Raw genomic sequence first — 13140 nt, 5'->3', positions numbered from 1 at the left:
GCGGCGGCGATCGCGAAGTCGTAGTCCTCGCGCAGCAGCGCGACGAGCTGGTGCGAGTACTCCAGGCCGCCCTCGGAGGCGACCCAGTCGGACTGGCCGACGGGCGGGTCGCCGCGCAGCGCGAGCACGTTGTCGATGCCGGCCTCGCGGATCTCCTCGAGCGTGACGCGCAGCTCGTCGGTGGTCGCGCCGACGCAGGTGAAGTGCGCCATCGCCTCGAGGCCGTGCTCGTCCTTGATGTGGCGGACGGTCTCGACGGTCTTCTCGCGCGTGGTGCCGCCCGCGCCGTAGGTGACCGAGACGAACGAGGGCGCCAGCGGCGCCAGCTCGCGCAGGGCACGCTCGAAGTTCTCCTCGCCCTGCGGCGTCTTGGGCGGGAAGAACTCGAAGGAGAAGCTCGGCTCGTCGCCGGCCAGCAGCTGATCGATGCGCATCGCCCGACAAACCCTAACACGGCCGTGTCAAGGTTTGACGAAAGCCCCTGTGTGCAGGGACTATGCGGCGCTCGCCCAGCGCTCGGGCGTGCCGTCGAGGCGCTGCACGCGCCCGGTCGCCTCGAGGTGGAGCAGGTAGGACAGCGTCTCCGTCAGCCACCAGTTGGCGTTCAGCGGCGTGATCGCCTGGCCATAGACAAGCGGGATCGCGTCGTAGGCGGTCAGCCCGCCGTCGCGCGCGATCACCTCCTCGACCTTGTCGAGCCGCTGGCGCACCAGCGTCCGGTTGCCGTCGACGTGCGCCTGCACGTCGGTGAACGTGCGGCCGTGGCCGGCGAGGCAGAGGCGCGCGTCGAGCTCCTGGACGAGGTCGAGCGAGTGCAGGAACTCGCCGGCCGGATCAGGCGAGTAGCCGTAGTCGTAGTACAGCGACACGCGCCCGAGCAGGTGGTCGCCGGAGATCAGGATCCGGCGGTCCTCCTGGTAGAGGCAGACGTGCGACGGCGCATGGCCCGGCGTCTCGTAGACGCTCCACGTGCCGAGGTCGGTGTGCACCTCCACGCCCGGGACGAGCGCGCGGTGCGGCTCGACGATCCCGGCGATCCCGTAGTCCTGGCCGCGGCGCGCCTCGGTGTAGCGGCGCAGCGGCTCCTCCGGCACGCCGCTCTGGCGGGCGACCTCGATGCGGCGGTCGAACGCCGCCTCCGGGTCACGCGCCGCGCGCAGCATGTGGTCGTGGTTGGGGTGCATCCACAGCTCGCACCCGGTGCGCTCCACGATCGTCGCGGCCTGCCCGTAGTGGTCGGAGTGCGCGTGGGTGCAGACCAGCAGCCGCACGTGGTCGAGCTTGAGGTTGACCTGCGCGAGCGCACGCTCGAGATGGCCGAGCGACCCGGGCTCGTGCATGCCGGTGTCGACGAGCACGATGCCGTCGCCGGCGGCCAGCGCCCACGCGTTGCAGTGCGGGACCCCGGGCCACGGCAGCGGCAGACGCAGCCGCCAGACCCCGGGCAGGACGCGCTCTCCCCGGCCGACCTCGCGCTTGCGGCGTGCTTGGGACATCGCTTCTCAGCCTAGACTGCGCGCGTCGAGCACCGAGGAGAGAGGCGGCCGGGCCATGGGCAGCACCACAGGGACATCGGGAGCACGCAGGCGCGCGGTCCGGCCACGGCTCGCGCGGCTGATCGCGGGCCGGCCGGAGCCGATCGCGGCCGGCGTCTGGGTCCTGCGCGGCGGGTTCCCGAGCAAGGCCATGAACGTGTACTTCGTCCGCGACGGCGACGGCGTGCTGGTCTTCGACGCCGGCATCGAGGCGATGACCGACGCGGTCGCGCTCGCCGGCGCGCAGCTGGGCGGCATCACGCGGGTGGTCCTCGGCCACGCCCACGCCGATCACCGCGGCGTGGCGGCGGGCCTCGACGTGCCGGTCTTCTGCCACGCCGACGAGGTGGCCGACGCCGAAGGCGACGGCGGAAGCCACTACTTCGACCTCTCGCTGCTGCACCCGCACGGCCGCTTCCTGCTCGGCCGGCTGCTGCCGGTGTGGGACGGCGGACCGGCCTCGATCGCCGGGACCGTCGCGGAGGGCGACGACGTCGCGGGCTTCGAGGTCGTCCACCTCCCCGGCCACGCGCCGGGCCTGATCGGGCTCTGGCGCGCGAGCGATCGCCTGGCGCTCGTCAGCGACTGCTTCTACACGCTCGACCCGCAGACCGGGCTCCACGGTCACGCGCGCGTCCCGCACCGCGCGTTCAACCGCAACACCGAGCAGGCGCGCGCGTCGATGCGCAAGCTCGCCGGGCTGCAGCCGAGCGCCGCGTGGGCCGGCCACGCCGACCCGCTCACCGGCGACGTGCGCGGCCAGCTCGAGCACGCCGCCGCGACGACGTAGGCTGACAAGATGGGCCGCCGCAGCCGCCAGCGCGGGCGCACCGACAAGCTCGAGGCGCCGACCACCGACTACGCGTCGCCCGACGGGCAGGTGCTGACGCTGCGCGGCGCGCTCTCGCCGAAGTCGCGCGCGGAGTACGCCAAGGCGTCGGACCCGGCGCAGGCCCGCGCGGCCGCCAACGTCGAGGACGTCCGCGCCCGCGCGATCGAGTTCCTCTTCGAGCGCCTCGTCGCACGCTGGACCATCAGCGACGTCCCGACCGAGGGCGCCAAGGCGCTGCTGGCCCGCTACCGCGTGTCGACCCGCGACGAGCGCGCCTGGATCACCGGCGTGCTGCGCGAGCACTGCGCAGAGTGGTTCCCGGACGTCAGCGTGCCGTAGGACCGCTCGCCGGGGCTAGTAGCGTGCCCCGGCGTGCCGACCGTCGCCGACGTCCCTGATCGCCTGCTGCTGGGCTCCGGCCCGTCGCCGGTGCCACCGCGGATCCTGGAGGCGCTCGCCCATCGCACCGTCGGGCATCTCGACCCGGCGTTCGGTTCCCTGCAGGACGACGTCGCGGCCCTGCTGCGGGCGACCATGCGCACCGCCAACCAGGTCACGTTCCCGCTGAGCGCCACCGGCAGCGGCGGGATGCAGGCCATGGTGGACACGCTGATCGCGCCGGGCGACCGCGTCGTCGTCGGGGTCTGCGGCGCGTTCGGCGGGCGCATGGCCGACGCGCTGGGCCGCGCGGGCGCCGACGTCGTCAAGGTCGAGGCACAGTGGGGCACGGCGATCGACACGGAGCGGCTGGTCGAGGCGGCGAAGGAGCCGTGCGCCGCGCTGTTCGTCGTGCACGGCGAGACGTCCACCGGCGTCGCGCAGCCGCTCGACGGCCTCGCCGACGCTGTCCACGCCCACGACGGCCTCTTCCTCGTCGACTGCGTGACGTCGCTGGCCGGGCACGCGCTGGACCTCGACGCGGCGGGCGTCGACGCCGCGTTCTCCGGCACGCAGAAGTGCCTCAACGTGCCGCCGGGCCTGGCGCCCTTCACCGTCAACGAGCGTGCGCTGTCTCGCCTGCAGCGGCGCTCGTGGTACTTCGACCTCCAGGCCATGGTCGACTACTGGTTCGCCGACGGCCCGCGCGCCTACCACCACACAGCGCCCATCAACATGATCTATGCCCTGCACGAGGGGCTGCGAATGGTCCACGAGGAGGGGCTCGAATCCCGCTGGGCCCGCCACGCACGCGCGCACGAGGCGCTGCGCTCCGCCTTGTCGGTCCTCGGCTTCGAGCGCCTCGCGCCGCCCGGCGAGCAGCTGCACTCCCTGCTGGCCGTGCGGACGCCGGACACCATCGACGAGGCGGCCGTCCGCGGCGCGCTGCTGCGCGAGGACTCCATCGAGGTCAGCGGCGGCCTCGGGCCGCTGGCCGGCGCCGCCTGGCGCATCGGCGTGATGGGCGAGGGCGCGCGGCCCGAGCCGCAGGAGCGCCTCGTGCGGGCCACCGCCCGCCACACGGGCGGCGACGAGGCCGCCGCCGTCCGCGCCCTCGAGGACGCCTGGTCCGTCGCCGCATGACCGACGCCTATGACATGACCGAGGTCACCGACGTTCTCGACCCCGCCGCGTTCGCCGACCTGCTCGCCGGCTACTGCCTGGGGGTCCAGCCGGGCCAGCAGGTGCTGGTGCGCTCGACCACGCTCGCGGCGCCGCTGCTGGTGGAGCTGCAGCGCGCGATCCTCGATCGCGACGCGTGGGCCTTCCTGCGCGTCGAGCTGCCCGGCGAGGCCCGCAACTTCTACGACCACGCGCGCGACCGCCATCTCGACGAGTACCCGGCGCTGGCCTACGACGAGGCCCGCAAGATCGATGCGACGGTCGGGATCCAGGCGCCCGACGACGTGCGTGCGCTGGCTGACATCGACCCCGAGCTGATCGCCCGCTCGTCGCGCGGGCGGCGCGACGTGCGCGAGCAGATGCTCAAGAAGCGCTGGTGCTCGACGCTGTGGCCGACGCCCGCCAACGCGGCGCTGGCGGGCATGGAGCTCGGCGAGTTCGCCCGCTTCGTCCAGCGCGCGCTGCTGCTCGACCGTCCCGATCCGGTGGGCGGCTGGGGCGAGCTGCACCAGTTCCAGGCCGCGCTCATCGACCGGCTGGAGGACGCGCGCGAGCTCCGCATCGAGGCCGACGGCACCGACCTGCGCCTCGACGTCTCGCACCGCACGTGGGTCAACAGCGACGGCAAGCGCAACATGCCCTCCGGCGAGGTCTTCACCGGCCCCCACGAGGCCTCCGCCACCGGGCGCATCCGCTACACGATCCCGTCGGCGCCGGCCGGCGTCGACGTCTCCGGCGTCGAGCTCGAGTTCCGCGACGGCGAGGTCATGACCGCCAGCGCCGAGACCGGCGAGGAGTACCTGCGCCGCGCGCTGGCCACCGACGACGGCGCCCGGCGCCTGGGCGAGGTGGGCATCGGCACCAACTACGGGATCGACCGGCCTATCGGCGCGATCCTGTTCGACGAGAAGATCGGCGGGACGGTCCACACGGCGCTCGGGCGCAGCTATCCGGAGACCGGGGGGAAGAACGTCAGCGCCTTGCACTGGGATCTTATCTGCGATCTGCGCCCCGGTGGAAGATTGTCTGCCGACGGCGAGACGATCATGGAGAACGGAAACTTCCGTTGGCCGTTCGAACCGACCGGCCGATAGCGGCGGCGGATCTTGTCCCGCGCAGTCCTCCGCTATCGCCCGACGGGACGACGTCACCGCATCACGCCGCGCCAATCAGTCGTAGATGCTCTATGACGCAGGTTCAGACTCGGGGCGCAAACGCCCTGCCACGTCCGCAGGCAGCGTGTTCACCTGAGCGGCAACTTGTCGCACCGCATGCGCGGAATCCGCCGCGGTCACCAAGATGTAGACCTTTCGGAGGTCGTTGCCCGGAATCCGAAGGGCGGGCAGCCGGGCCTGCAACGCAAGTCGTGCGCCTTCCAGCTCGTCGGCCGTGCCGCTGAAGTTCAGCGTGACATTGAAATCGGGCACGCCGGAACCCTAATCGCGCGGGGTGATTGGCGACGGCCTCGACGCGCCGGCCTTCGAGTCTGCGGCGCGATTGAGCAACGTGATCCTCCGCTCATCCCCGACGGAAAGGGGAGTAATCGACGCCGCTTCGCGCGACGGAGGCTCGCGCGCAGGCAACCACTCCTCCTCGGGGTGCCGTTCACGCCAGAACATCTGCTCCTGGATGTTGAGGGCGTTCCACCACACGCCCCGGTTGCGCTGGAACTCGAGCGAGGCTTCAAAAAGCGCGTGGCGAGTTGGGTCGCTCCCAGGCGAATCGAGGTAGCCGCCGAGCAGCTCCTCCCCTCCACAGATGGCCCAGTCGCCGTTCGGGACGATCGTGCTTACGAGGGATGCGAGGCACGCCTTCTGTTCGGCGGGCGTGAGCGCGGAGAACTCGCAGATGAAGCTGCTCGGCCAGGTGTCCCAGACGTCCAGCGTCCCGTCGTAGCGACCTTTGCCGTAGTTGGCGAGGCGCAACGCGAGGGCGGTCGGTCAGCGCCGCTTGGAGCCGGTCACGGTGACCGACTTGGTCTTCTTCGCCGCCGCGCCGCCGGTCGGGGTGAACGACACCGAAACCGACACCTTCGCCTTCTTCGCCTTCTTCAGCGCGGCCTTCGCCTTCTTGCCCGGCGTCAGCGTCACCTTCAGCGTGCCCGCCTTCTTCACCGTGAGCGCCTTCGTGCTCGCGTAGGCGATCTTCTTCTTGCCGCTCTTGATCGTGGTGGTGATCTTCACCTTGCCCGTGCCCGGGAAGACGAGCGTGAGCGCGATCCGCGTCTTCCTGCTCACCTTCGCGCTCTCCAGCGTGAACGCGTTGCTCGGGACGCCGGTGAACGCGTTGCTCGGGACGCCGGTGCCCGACAGCGCGACCGGGTTCGGCGTGCCGCCGAGCGTCACGACCGCGTCGGCCGTGCGCGCGCCGGGCGCGGTCGGGGCGAACGTGAACGTGACGGTGCACGTGGCGCCCGGGGCCAGCGTGTCACCGCAGGTCGTGCTCGACCGGAAGTCGGGGCCGAGGCCGGTGACCGCGATCCCGAGCGTGCGCGTCTGGCCGGCGACGTTGGTCACGACGACGGTCTGGCCCGCGGCTGTCCGGCCGACGATCGTCGGTGCGAACGTCAGCGTGCCCGGGCTCACCAGGAAACCGGTCGAGACCGAGCCGCTCAGCGCGATCGTGTGGGCGCGCCCGGCGAGCTCGATCGTCGCGCTGCCGGCCTTGTCGCCGGCGGTCGTCGGGTGGAAGACGTACGACGCCGTGCAGCTGGCGCCCGGCGCGAGCACCGCGCCGCACGTCGTGCCGACGCCGAACTCGCTGGCCGGCGACGGGTCGGCCACGGCGGCGAAGAGCGAGAGCCAGCGGCCCGCCGTGTTGGTGACGGTGACCGTCTGCGGCAGGCTCGTCGGGCCGACCGCCGTCGTCGGGAACGCGAGGCTCGTCGGACCCACGGACACCCCGTCCGGCATCAGCGTCGTGCCGGGCCAGGACGGCACGCCCGTCAGGCCGGGCACGGCCGCCGGGAGTGGCTGGACGGGGTAGTGGCCGGCGGGCTGGTAGCCGTCGCCGAGCTCGCCGAAGTCGCCGAGGCCCGCGCATCGGACCTGGCCGGAGACGACGGAGCAGGCCGGCGGCTCGGGGTCGGTCGGGAAGCTCGCGGAGCCGGTGTCGACCGGGGCGTCGTCGTGCGCGATGCCGGTCGGCTGCAGGCCCCAGCACCAGACGTTGCCACCGGAGCGCTTCGCGCACGTGCGATAGCCGCCGACCTGCGTGCGCAGCTCGGTCGCGTCGGTGATGCCGGTCGCGACGGGCGTCGTCTGGGAGTCGGTCTGCGTCCCGTTGCCGAGCATCCCCCACCAGTTCGCGCCCCAGCACTTGACGGTGCCGCCGCCCACGATCGCACAGGCGTGCCAGGACCCCGCGACGAGGCTGGTCGTGCCGGTCGTGCCCGCCAGCGTCGTCGCGGTGGTGCCGAACCGGTCGCCCCAGCAGGCGACTGACGCGCTGCCGCCGAGCACCGCACACGTGGTGGCGTCCATCGCGGTGAGCTGTGTCGCCGCGATCGGGTTGGCGCCGTCGCTCACCGCCGCCGCGGGCGTCGAGCCGATGATGCCGGCGCTGTCGTCGCCGAGCTGATGGGCGACGTTGAGGCCCCAGCACCTCACGGTCGTGTTCGCGAGCACCGCGCACGCGTGCATCGAGCCGACGGCGACCCCGGTCGCCGTCGAGATCCCGGAGACCGGGCCGGGGACGGGACGGGCGTCGAGGCTTGAGCCGTCGCCGAGCTGGCCGAGGCTGTTGTCGCCCCAGCAGACGACGGCGCCCGTGCTGCGCATGGCGCAGCGGGTGCTACCGTTGCCGGCGACCGCGGTCGCGTCGGTGAGGTTGCTCACCGTCACCGGCGTGGCGGAGGAGCTGACCTTGCCCGTGCCCATGAGGCCGGCGGCGTTGTCGCCCCAGCACCGCGGCGAGCCGTCGCCGAGGCGCGCGCAGGTGGCGGTCGCGCCGGCCGCGATGTCGGTCGCGCCGCTGAGGCCCGACACGGCGACCGGCGTCGCGCTGTCGAGCGGCGTGCCCTGGCCGAGCTGCCCCTCGGAGCCCTGGCCCCAGCAGCTCACGGTCCCGCCGCTGCGCAGCGCGCAGACGTGCCGGCCGCCGACGGCGACGCGCGTCGCGTCGGTGATCCCGGGGATCGTGGCCTGGGTCACGGCCGGGTCGAACGGCATCGCGAGCTCGCCGTTCAGGCCGCGGCCCCAGCACACGACCCGCCCGTCGCGCCGAACGGCGCAGATGACGTTGTCACCGGAGGAGATCGAGACGGCGTCGGTCAGGTCGGACGCCACCGACGCGGTCTGCTTGCCCCAGCACGACACCGCGCCGCCGCGCGCGATGACGCACGAGTTCGCGTCGCCGCTGGCGACCGCGATCGCGTTCGCGGCGTGGCGCCCGTCGCCCTCCGGTCCGCCGAGCTGGTCGTTGCCCGACTGACCCCAGCAGGAGACGGTGCCGCCGGCGCGGATCGCGCAGGACGAGGCGCTGCCCGTGCCCACGGCGACCGCGTCGCTCGGACCGCCCGTCGGGGCGGTCGGCGCCGTGCCGGGCGTCCAGCACAGGACGCCGCCGGCCGCGCGGACCGCGCACGTCTGCGGGCCGTTGCCCGCGACGTCGACCGCGTCGGTGACGCCGGGGACGGTCGCGGGCGAGCCGCCGGGGGCACCCCAGCAGGCGACGGTGCCGTCCGCCTGCACCGCGCAGGCCTGCGGGTTGGTGCCGTCGGACCCGACGGCGATCGTGCCGGCGGAGGCGGCCGGCGCCGCGGCGACGAGGACGACGAGCGCGGCAAGCGCGCAGCGAAGGCTGGCGAAGGGAGCGCGGAGCATCCGGGAAGTGTACGGGCGACCACGGGCGACGCACCGCCTAGTAGTGGGGTCCTGGTGGCCGCCGCCAAGCGCGGCACCCCCCGCCGCTCTTCGATGAGAAGATCGGCGGGACGGTCCACACGGCGCTCGGAAGAAGCTATCCGGAGACCGGGGGGAAGAACCGGTCGGCGCTGCACTGGGACCTGATCTGCGACCTCCGCCAGGGCGGCCGGCTCACGGTCGACGGCGTGACCGTCCAGGAGAGCGGGCACTTCACGCTGTGATGCGCGCCGGCGTCGAACCGGGCGCTTGGCACCGGCTCGGCGGCTCTGCAGGCGTCGGCCGATGGTCGTTCATCTGCGGAGGTGCCCTGGGTAATGCATTGCACAACTCGGTTCGTCGAAGATGATCAACAACGATGTGACAGGCGCCACTTCGCGGAGCGAGTAGGCGCGATCTCCCTCGCAGCGCTCGCCGTGGGGCCGGATAGTGTCGGTTATTGCCGTCGTTATCTGGTATTGTGACGGGTATATGCGGCATTCGGTTCCATCCCAGGTTCGTCGTTCGCTGCGAGAGGTCGCCGATGATCTGGCTGCGTGGCGCAAGCTGCGCGGGTTGACGCAGGCCCAGCTGGCGGACCGGTCGGGTGTTCATCGCGACACGATCAGCCGACTCGAGCGTGGAGACGGAGGGATCAGCCTGGAGAACCTCCTCCGGGTGCTGCGCGGGCTCGGCGTGCTTGAGAGCGTCACGCGAGCGCTCGACCCGCATGAGAGCGATGTGGGGCGCTTGCGGTCTGATGAGCAGCTGCCACAACGGGTCCGACCCAAGCGCCTGAGCGGCGATGGCTGACACCGTGGTCGACGTCCACGTGGTCGTGGGCGCCGAGGAGCTCTTGGCCGGCCGGATATGGTCGCGCCGTCGTCGCGGGAGCGAGTCGGCGTCGTTCACCTATGACAACGCCTATCTCGCCCACCCCGCCGCTTACGCCCTGGAGCCGGGGTTGCCGCTTGCGGCAGGGCAGCAGCAGACGCCCGGTGAGCGCGCCACGTTCGCGGCCTTCTCTGACTGCGCACCCGACCGCTGGGGCCGTCGGCTGATCCAACGCGACGAAGAGCATCGCGCGGAGCGCGACGGCGATGCCGAGCGCAGCTTCGGTGAGATCGACTACGTGCTCGGTGTCCGGGACGACCTCCGGCAGGGGGCGCTGCGCTTCCGTGACCCGGACGGCGGTCCGTATCTCGCCGAAGAGCAGCGAGGCATCCCCCACCTGCTCGACCTCGGAGCGCTGCTGGGCGCGGCCGATCGGCTCGAGCGGGACTCGGCGACCGAAGACGAGTTGCACCTCTTGCTCCAAGGGGGAAGCTCTCTTGGCGGCGCGCGACCCAAGGTTCACGTCCTCGACGCCGACGGGCGGATCGCCATCGCCAAGTTCCCGAGCCCCTCCTCCGACGACTGGGACGTCATGCGGTGGGAGTCCGCGGCCCTGCGACTGGCGCGCGATGCCGGCATCCGCGTTCCCGACTTCCACCTCCACGACGTCGGCGGGACCGCGGTGCTGATCGTCGACCGGTTCGATCGCGCGGGCGAGCAGCGCGTCGGCTACGCCAGCGCGATGACGATGCTCGAACACAGCGACGGCGACCACGGCTCCTACCTGGACATCGCCGACGTGATCGAGACCGAATCGCCACGTGCCGGCGACGACCTCCGCGAGCTCTGGCGACGGATGGTGTTCTCGGTACTCATCCGCAACGTCGACGACCACCTGCGCAATCACGGCTTCCTCCGCGAGACGACCGCGGGCTGGACCCTGTCTCCCGCCTTCGACCTCAACCCGGACCCGCGCCCGGGACCGAAGCTCCTCAATACCGCCATCGACTACGACGCGCGCGAGGCGCGCATCGACCTGGCGCTCGACGTCGCCGGGTTCTTTCGCCTCACCGAGCAGGAGGCTGCCGCAGTGCTCGCCGAGGTCATGGGCGCGACGCGCGGGTGGCGGCGGGCCGCGACCGAGGCGGGACTTGGCTCCAGCGAGATTGATCGTATGGCGCGTGCGTTCGAGCACGAAGAGGCCGAGCGCGCACGCGTCGTGGCGTCCCGCGCGGGGCACTAGCGCCGCTCGACGAACGCTGAGGGCCTCTGCCCGCCAGGACGGCAGGAGCCTTCCGCCGGTGCCGCGGGAGCTTGCGCGCCCGCTCGCGCTGCTCCGACCAGCGACATGACAATCACCACCAGGGCGAGGCCCTCGAGCACGGTCATGGGTGGCATTGGAAGCTGCTTGGGAGACTCGGGCAGCCGGATCGCGCGCTCCATCAGCGTGGCGAGCCGTGCGCCGCGGCATTGCGCTGCTTCGAGGAGGAGCCGCTGGAACGTGGCGCCGATGCAGAAGATCATGATCAAGACGATGGCCGCGGCCAGCCGTGGGAAGAACCGGCGGCCGAGGTCCATCGCGGTGAAGAGGTCCGGGTGGGGCACGATCCGATGGCGCTTGCGCTTCGGGAGTGTCTCCGGACCTCTTCGTCGAGCACCGCGCTCACGAAGGACACGGTGATGTCATCAGCATCTTCGCCCTCGCCGGTCACCGTCGCCTGCAGCTGCAGACATTTTGCGCGGATTCGCCTCACAACTTCCCCGTAGCCATCACGGAGCGTCACAGAGCGCCCTCTTGGAGATCCGCGACCGAGCCGGCGAGGATCGCTCGAGTCGCTTGCTCTGCGATCGGCGGCGGCCGACGACCTAGACGGCGGCGGACGAGGGGGAGGCCACGATCTCCGTGGCGCCGTTGAAGGCGTCTCTGGTGAGCGTCGGGCCGGTGGTGGCGTTGGTGGTGACGATCTCCGTGCGGCCGTTGAAGACGTCTCCGGTGAGCGTCGCGCCGGTGACCGTGGCGACGGCCGTTGGGGGCGGTGTGGCGGCGCCGGCTTGGGCGGCCGGCGCGGCGATCGCGAGCGCGGTGACGACGGCGGCGACGACGGCAGCGCGTCTTCCGATCCAAGCGGGGCGTCGACCTGTGTCTCGAGTGGACATCTGTGCTCCTCGGTTCGAGATGATCTGTGGCATGTCTCGATGGTCCCGCCGACCACCGGGTGTTTCCACTCCTCCTGAGCAGTGATCGATTCCGGTGTGGAATCAACCGGCGTGGGTGCCGAGCCAGCGCCAGAACGCTCGGGACGGTGGAGCCGGCGCCGCGGACGCTGGGCGCTTTAGCAATACGGCCATGGCCGTGACGGCGCCGGTCGTCGGGACGACCTTCCCTGGCCATCCGGCCGACGCGCGGCGTGCGTCGGTCTGGGACGTTCGTAGGGATGTTTGACTTGAGTCGTCGCGAACTGCTGGGCGCAGCGGGTGCGGTGGCCGCAGCCTACGTCGTGGAACGCTCCTAGCTTGGCGTCGGTCGCCAATCCGCTGGACGGTGGCGAGCTGGCGGCGTTCGTCGCGGCGTTCGAGGCGGGAACCATGCACGGTGCGGCCGATGCGCTGCAGCTGACGCAGTCGGCGGTGACCAAGCGGATTCAGATGCTTGAGCGGCGCGTCGGGGGTCGGCTGTTTGAGCGTGGACGGTTCGGGGTGCGCCCGACCGAGCTGGGCTCCACGGTGTATCCGGCAGCGAAGCGTGCGCTGGAGGCGCTGGGAAGTGTCGTCGAGCTGGTCGAGCTGTCGCGCGCTCAGGGGAGCGTGGATCTGCGGTTGAGCGCCAGCCAGACGATCGGGGAGTTTCTGCTGCCTGGGTGGCTGGCCGACTTTCGTCGCGAGCGTCCCGAGGTCCACCCGCGGCTTCAGGTCGTCAACTCGCACGATGCACTTGAGGCGATCCGCGAGAACCGCAGCGAGATCGGTTTCGTCGAAGGACCGGACTCCCCGGCGGGCTTGCAGGCGCTCACGGTCGCTCGTGATGAGATCGTCGTTGTCGTGGCGGCCGAGCATCCGTGGGCGGGTCGGCGTGCCGTGACGCCACGTGATCTCGTGGGGGAGTCGTATTTGGCTCGCGAGGAGGCCGCGGGGACGCGCGCCGTTGCGACCGCCGCACTGGCGCGAGCGGGCGTCGACCTGAGCCCGGCGCTTGAGGCGGCCAGCATCCAGAGCCTCAAGCGGGCCCTCGTCGGCGGCGGTTTTACGCTGCTCTCGCGGTTGACGATCGAGGCCGAAGAGCGCGCCGGTGTCCTCGTCGGCCTACCCGTGCGCGGCGTCGACCTTCACCGCGAGCTGCGCGCGATTCACCGTCGGCGGCCGGCCTTGAGCGCGGGGGCGCGTGCGTTCTGGCGCTGGCTTGGCCGCCACACCGCCTGATTCCGCGTGGGCATTGGACACGGATCTGGAGCGGTGGAAGCGCTCGACGACGCTGATGCGTAGCCGAACCCGCCCGTACATCCGGCACGCCCTCCGCATGATCCCGTTGAGGATCGGTCGT

At 71.9% G+C, this 13140-nt stretch carries 14 protein-coding genes and 1 pseudogene; 8 read left to right on the top strand and 7 right to left on the bottom strand.

All coding sequences use genetic code 11. From position 1 onward, the window contains the following. Positions 1 to 434: methylenetetrahydrofolate reductase (locus VK501_RS19025; RefSeq protein WP_324340142.1), on the bottom strand; the 434-nt coding region annotated here is incomplete at its 3' end. 60 nt (positions 435 to 494) lie between these two features. Next, the gene (locus tag VK501_RS19020) at positions 495 to 1496 is read right to left on the bottom strand and encodes an MBL fold metallo-hydrolase (RefSeq protein WP_324340140.1); all 1002 of its coding nucleotides are present in this window, start codon (positions 1494 to 1496) and stop codon (positions 495 to 497) included. 55 nt (positions 1497 to 1551) lie between these two features. On the opposite strand from VK501_RS19020, the gene VK501_RS19015 reads away from it, so the two are divergent. From VK501_RS19015 to VK501_RS19000, 4 genes are read left to right on the top strand one after another with little or no spacing between them, the layout of a single operon-like run. Then, complete coding sequence (locus VK501_RS19015; RefSeq protein WP_324340138.1) at positions 1552 to 2325, top strand: MBL fold metallo-hydrolase; 774 nt, start codon at positions 1552 to 1554, stop codon at positions 2323 to 2325. A gap of 9 nt (positions 2326 to 2334) precedes the next feature. After that, on the top strand, positions 2335 to 2706 hold the full coding sequence (locus tag VK501_RS19010) for a hypothetical protein (protein ID WP_324340136.1): 372 nt from the start codon (positions 2335 to 2337) through the stop codon (positions 2704 to 2706). 33 nt (positions 2707 to 2739) lie between these two features. After that, the gene (locus tag VK501_RS19005) at positions 2740 to 3888 is read left to right on the top strand and encodes an alanine--glyoxylate aminotransferase family protein (RefSeq protein WP_324340135.1); all 1149 of its coding nucleotides are present in this window, start codon (positions 2740 to 2742) and stop codon (positions 3886 to 3888) included. Beyond that, on the top strand, positions 3885 to 5021 hold the full coding sequence (locus tag VK501_RS19000) for an aminopeptidase (RefSeq protein ID WP_324340133.1): 1137 nt from the start codon (positions 3885 to 3887) through the stop codon (positions 5019 to 5021). Before VK501_RS19005 ends, VK501_RS19000 begins: the two co-directional genes overlap by 4 nt. Before the next feature lie 90 nt (positions 5022 to 5111). Here the strand turns inward: VK501_RS19000 and VK501_RS18995 are convergent, their stop codons facing one another. From VK501_RS18995 to VK501_RS18985, 3 genes are read right to left on the bottom strand one after another with little or no spacing between them, the layout of a single operon-like run. Further along, the gene (locus VK501_RS18995; protein ID WP_324340132.1) at positions 5112 to 5354 is read right to left on the bottom strand and encodes a hypothetical protein; all 243 of its coding nucleotides are present in this window, start codon (positions 5352 to 5354) and stop codon (positions 5112 to 5114) included. A 9-nt stretch (positions 5355 to 5363) separates the two neighbouring features. After that, the gene (locus VK501_RS18990) at positions 5364 to 5852 is read right to left on the bottom strand and encodes a hypothetical protein (RefSeq protein ID WP_324340131.1); all 489 of its coding nucleotides are present in this window, start codon (positions 5850 to 5852) and stop codon (positions 5364 to 5366) included. Between the two features lie 15 nt (positions 5853 to 5867). Beyond that, positions 5868 to 8750, bottom strand: coding sequence for a choice-of-anchor D domain-containing protein (locus VK501_RS18985; RefSeq protein ID WP_324340128.1), 2883 nt, complete (start codon positions 8748 to 8750; stop codon positions 5868 to 5870). A gap of 86 nt (positions 8751 to 8836) precedes the next feature. Here VK501_RS18985 and VK501_RS18980 point away from each other — a divergent pair. The 3 genes and pseudogenes from VK501_RS18980 to VK501_RS18970 form a co-directional block, all read left to right on the top strand. Further along, positions 8837 to 9013 (top strand): annotated as a pseudogene (locus VK501_RS18980) (aminopeptidase); the annotation flags it as partial. A 247-nt stretch (positions 9014 to 9260) separates the two neighbouring features. Next, positions 9261 to 9581, top strand: a complete 321-nt coding sequence (locus VK501_RS18975) for a helix-turn-helix transcriptional regulator (protein ID WP_324340126.1) — start codon at positions 9261 to 9263, stop codon at positions 9579 to 9581. After that, on the top strand, positions 9574 to 10845 hold the full coding sequence (locus VK501_RS18970; protein ID WP_324340124.1) for a HipA domain-containing protein: 1272 nt from the start codon (positions 9574 to 9576) through the stop codon (positions 10843 to 10845). Before VK501_RS18975 ends, VK501_RS18970 begins: the two co-directional genes overlap by 8 nt. On the opposite strand, the gene VK501_RS18965 is transcribed toward VK501_RS18970, so the two are convergent. Both VK501_RS18965 and VK501_RS18960 read right to left on the bottom strand, forming a co-directional pair. Then, the gene (locus VK501_RS18965; RefSeq protein WP_324340122.1) at positions 10842 to 11207 is read right to left on the bottom strand and encodes a hypothetical protein; all 366 of its coding nucleotides are present in this window, start codon (positions 11205 to 11207) and stop codon (positions 10842 to 10844) included. The two genes, VK501_RS18970 and VK501_RS18965, sit on opposite strands and share 4 nt — an antisense overlap. 261 nt (positions 11208 to 11468) lie before the next feature. Next, positions 11469 to 11759 carry a hypothetical protein gene (locus tag VK501_RS18960; protein ID WP_324340120.1) on the bottom strand — a complete coding sequence of 97 codons (291 nt, stop codon included), beginning with the start codon at positions 11757 to 11759 and terminating at the stop codon, positions 11469 to 11471. A gap of 357 nt (positions 11760 to 12116) precedes the next feature. Between VK501_RS18960 and VK501_RS18955 the strand changes: the two genes are divergently transcribed. Then, positions 12117 to 13019 (top strand): LysR family transcriptional regulator, encoded by a 903-nt coding sequence (locus VK501_RS18955; RefSeq protein WP_324340118.1) that lies wholly within the window; start codon positions 12117 to 12119, stop codon positions 13017 to 13019. Positions 13020 to 13140 lie beyond the last annotated feature (121 nt).

Source organism: Baekduia sp., assembly GCF_035318805.1.
In the GTDB taxonomy this organism is placed as follows: domain Bacteria; phylum Actinomycetota; class Thermoleophilia; order Solirubrobacterales; family Solirubrobacteraceae; genus Baekduia.
The sequence above is the reverse complement of the archived record's forward strand: the minus strand, read 5'-3'. Positions and strand labels throughout refer to the sequence as shown.

Excerpts from the sequence above, each read along its gene's own strand:
- VK501_RS19020 (WP_324340140.1), bottom strand. The coding sequence starts at position 1,496 with ATGTCCCAAGCACGCCGCAAGCGCGAGGTCGGCCGGGGAGAGCGCGTC.
- VK501_RS19015 (WP_324340138.1), top strand. The coding sequence starts at position 1,552 with ATGGGCAGCACCACAGGGACATCGGGAGCACGCAGGCGCGCGGTCCGG.
- VK501_RS19010 (WP_324340136.1), top strand. The coding sequence starts at position 2,335 with ATGGGCCGCCGCAGCCGCCAGCGCGGGCGCACCGACAAGCTCGAGGCG.
- VK501_RS19000 (WP_324340133.1), top strand. The coding sequence starts at position 3,885 with ATGACCGACGCCTATGACATGACCGAGGTCACCGACGTTCTCGACCCC.
- VK501_RS18985 (WP_324340128.1), bottom strand. The coding sequence starts at position 8,750 with ATGCTCCGCGCTCCCTTCGCCAGCCTTCGCTGCGCGCTTGCCGCGCTC.
- VK501_RS18975 (WP_324340126.1), top strand. The coding sequence starts at position 9,261 with ATGCGGCATTCGGTTCCATCCCAGGTTCGTCGTTCGCTGCGAGAGGTC.
- VK501_RS18970 (WP_324340124.1), top strand. The coding sequence starts at position 9,574 with ATGGCTGACACCGTGGTCGACGTCCACGTGGTCGTGGGCGCCGAGGAG.
- VK501_RS18960 (WP_324340120.1), bottom strand. The coding sequence starts at position 11,759 with ATGTCCACTCGAGACACAGGTCGACGCCCCGCTTGGATCGGAAGACGC.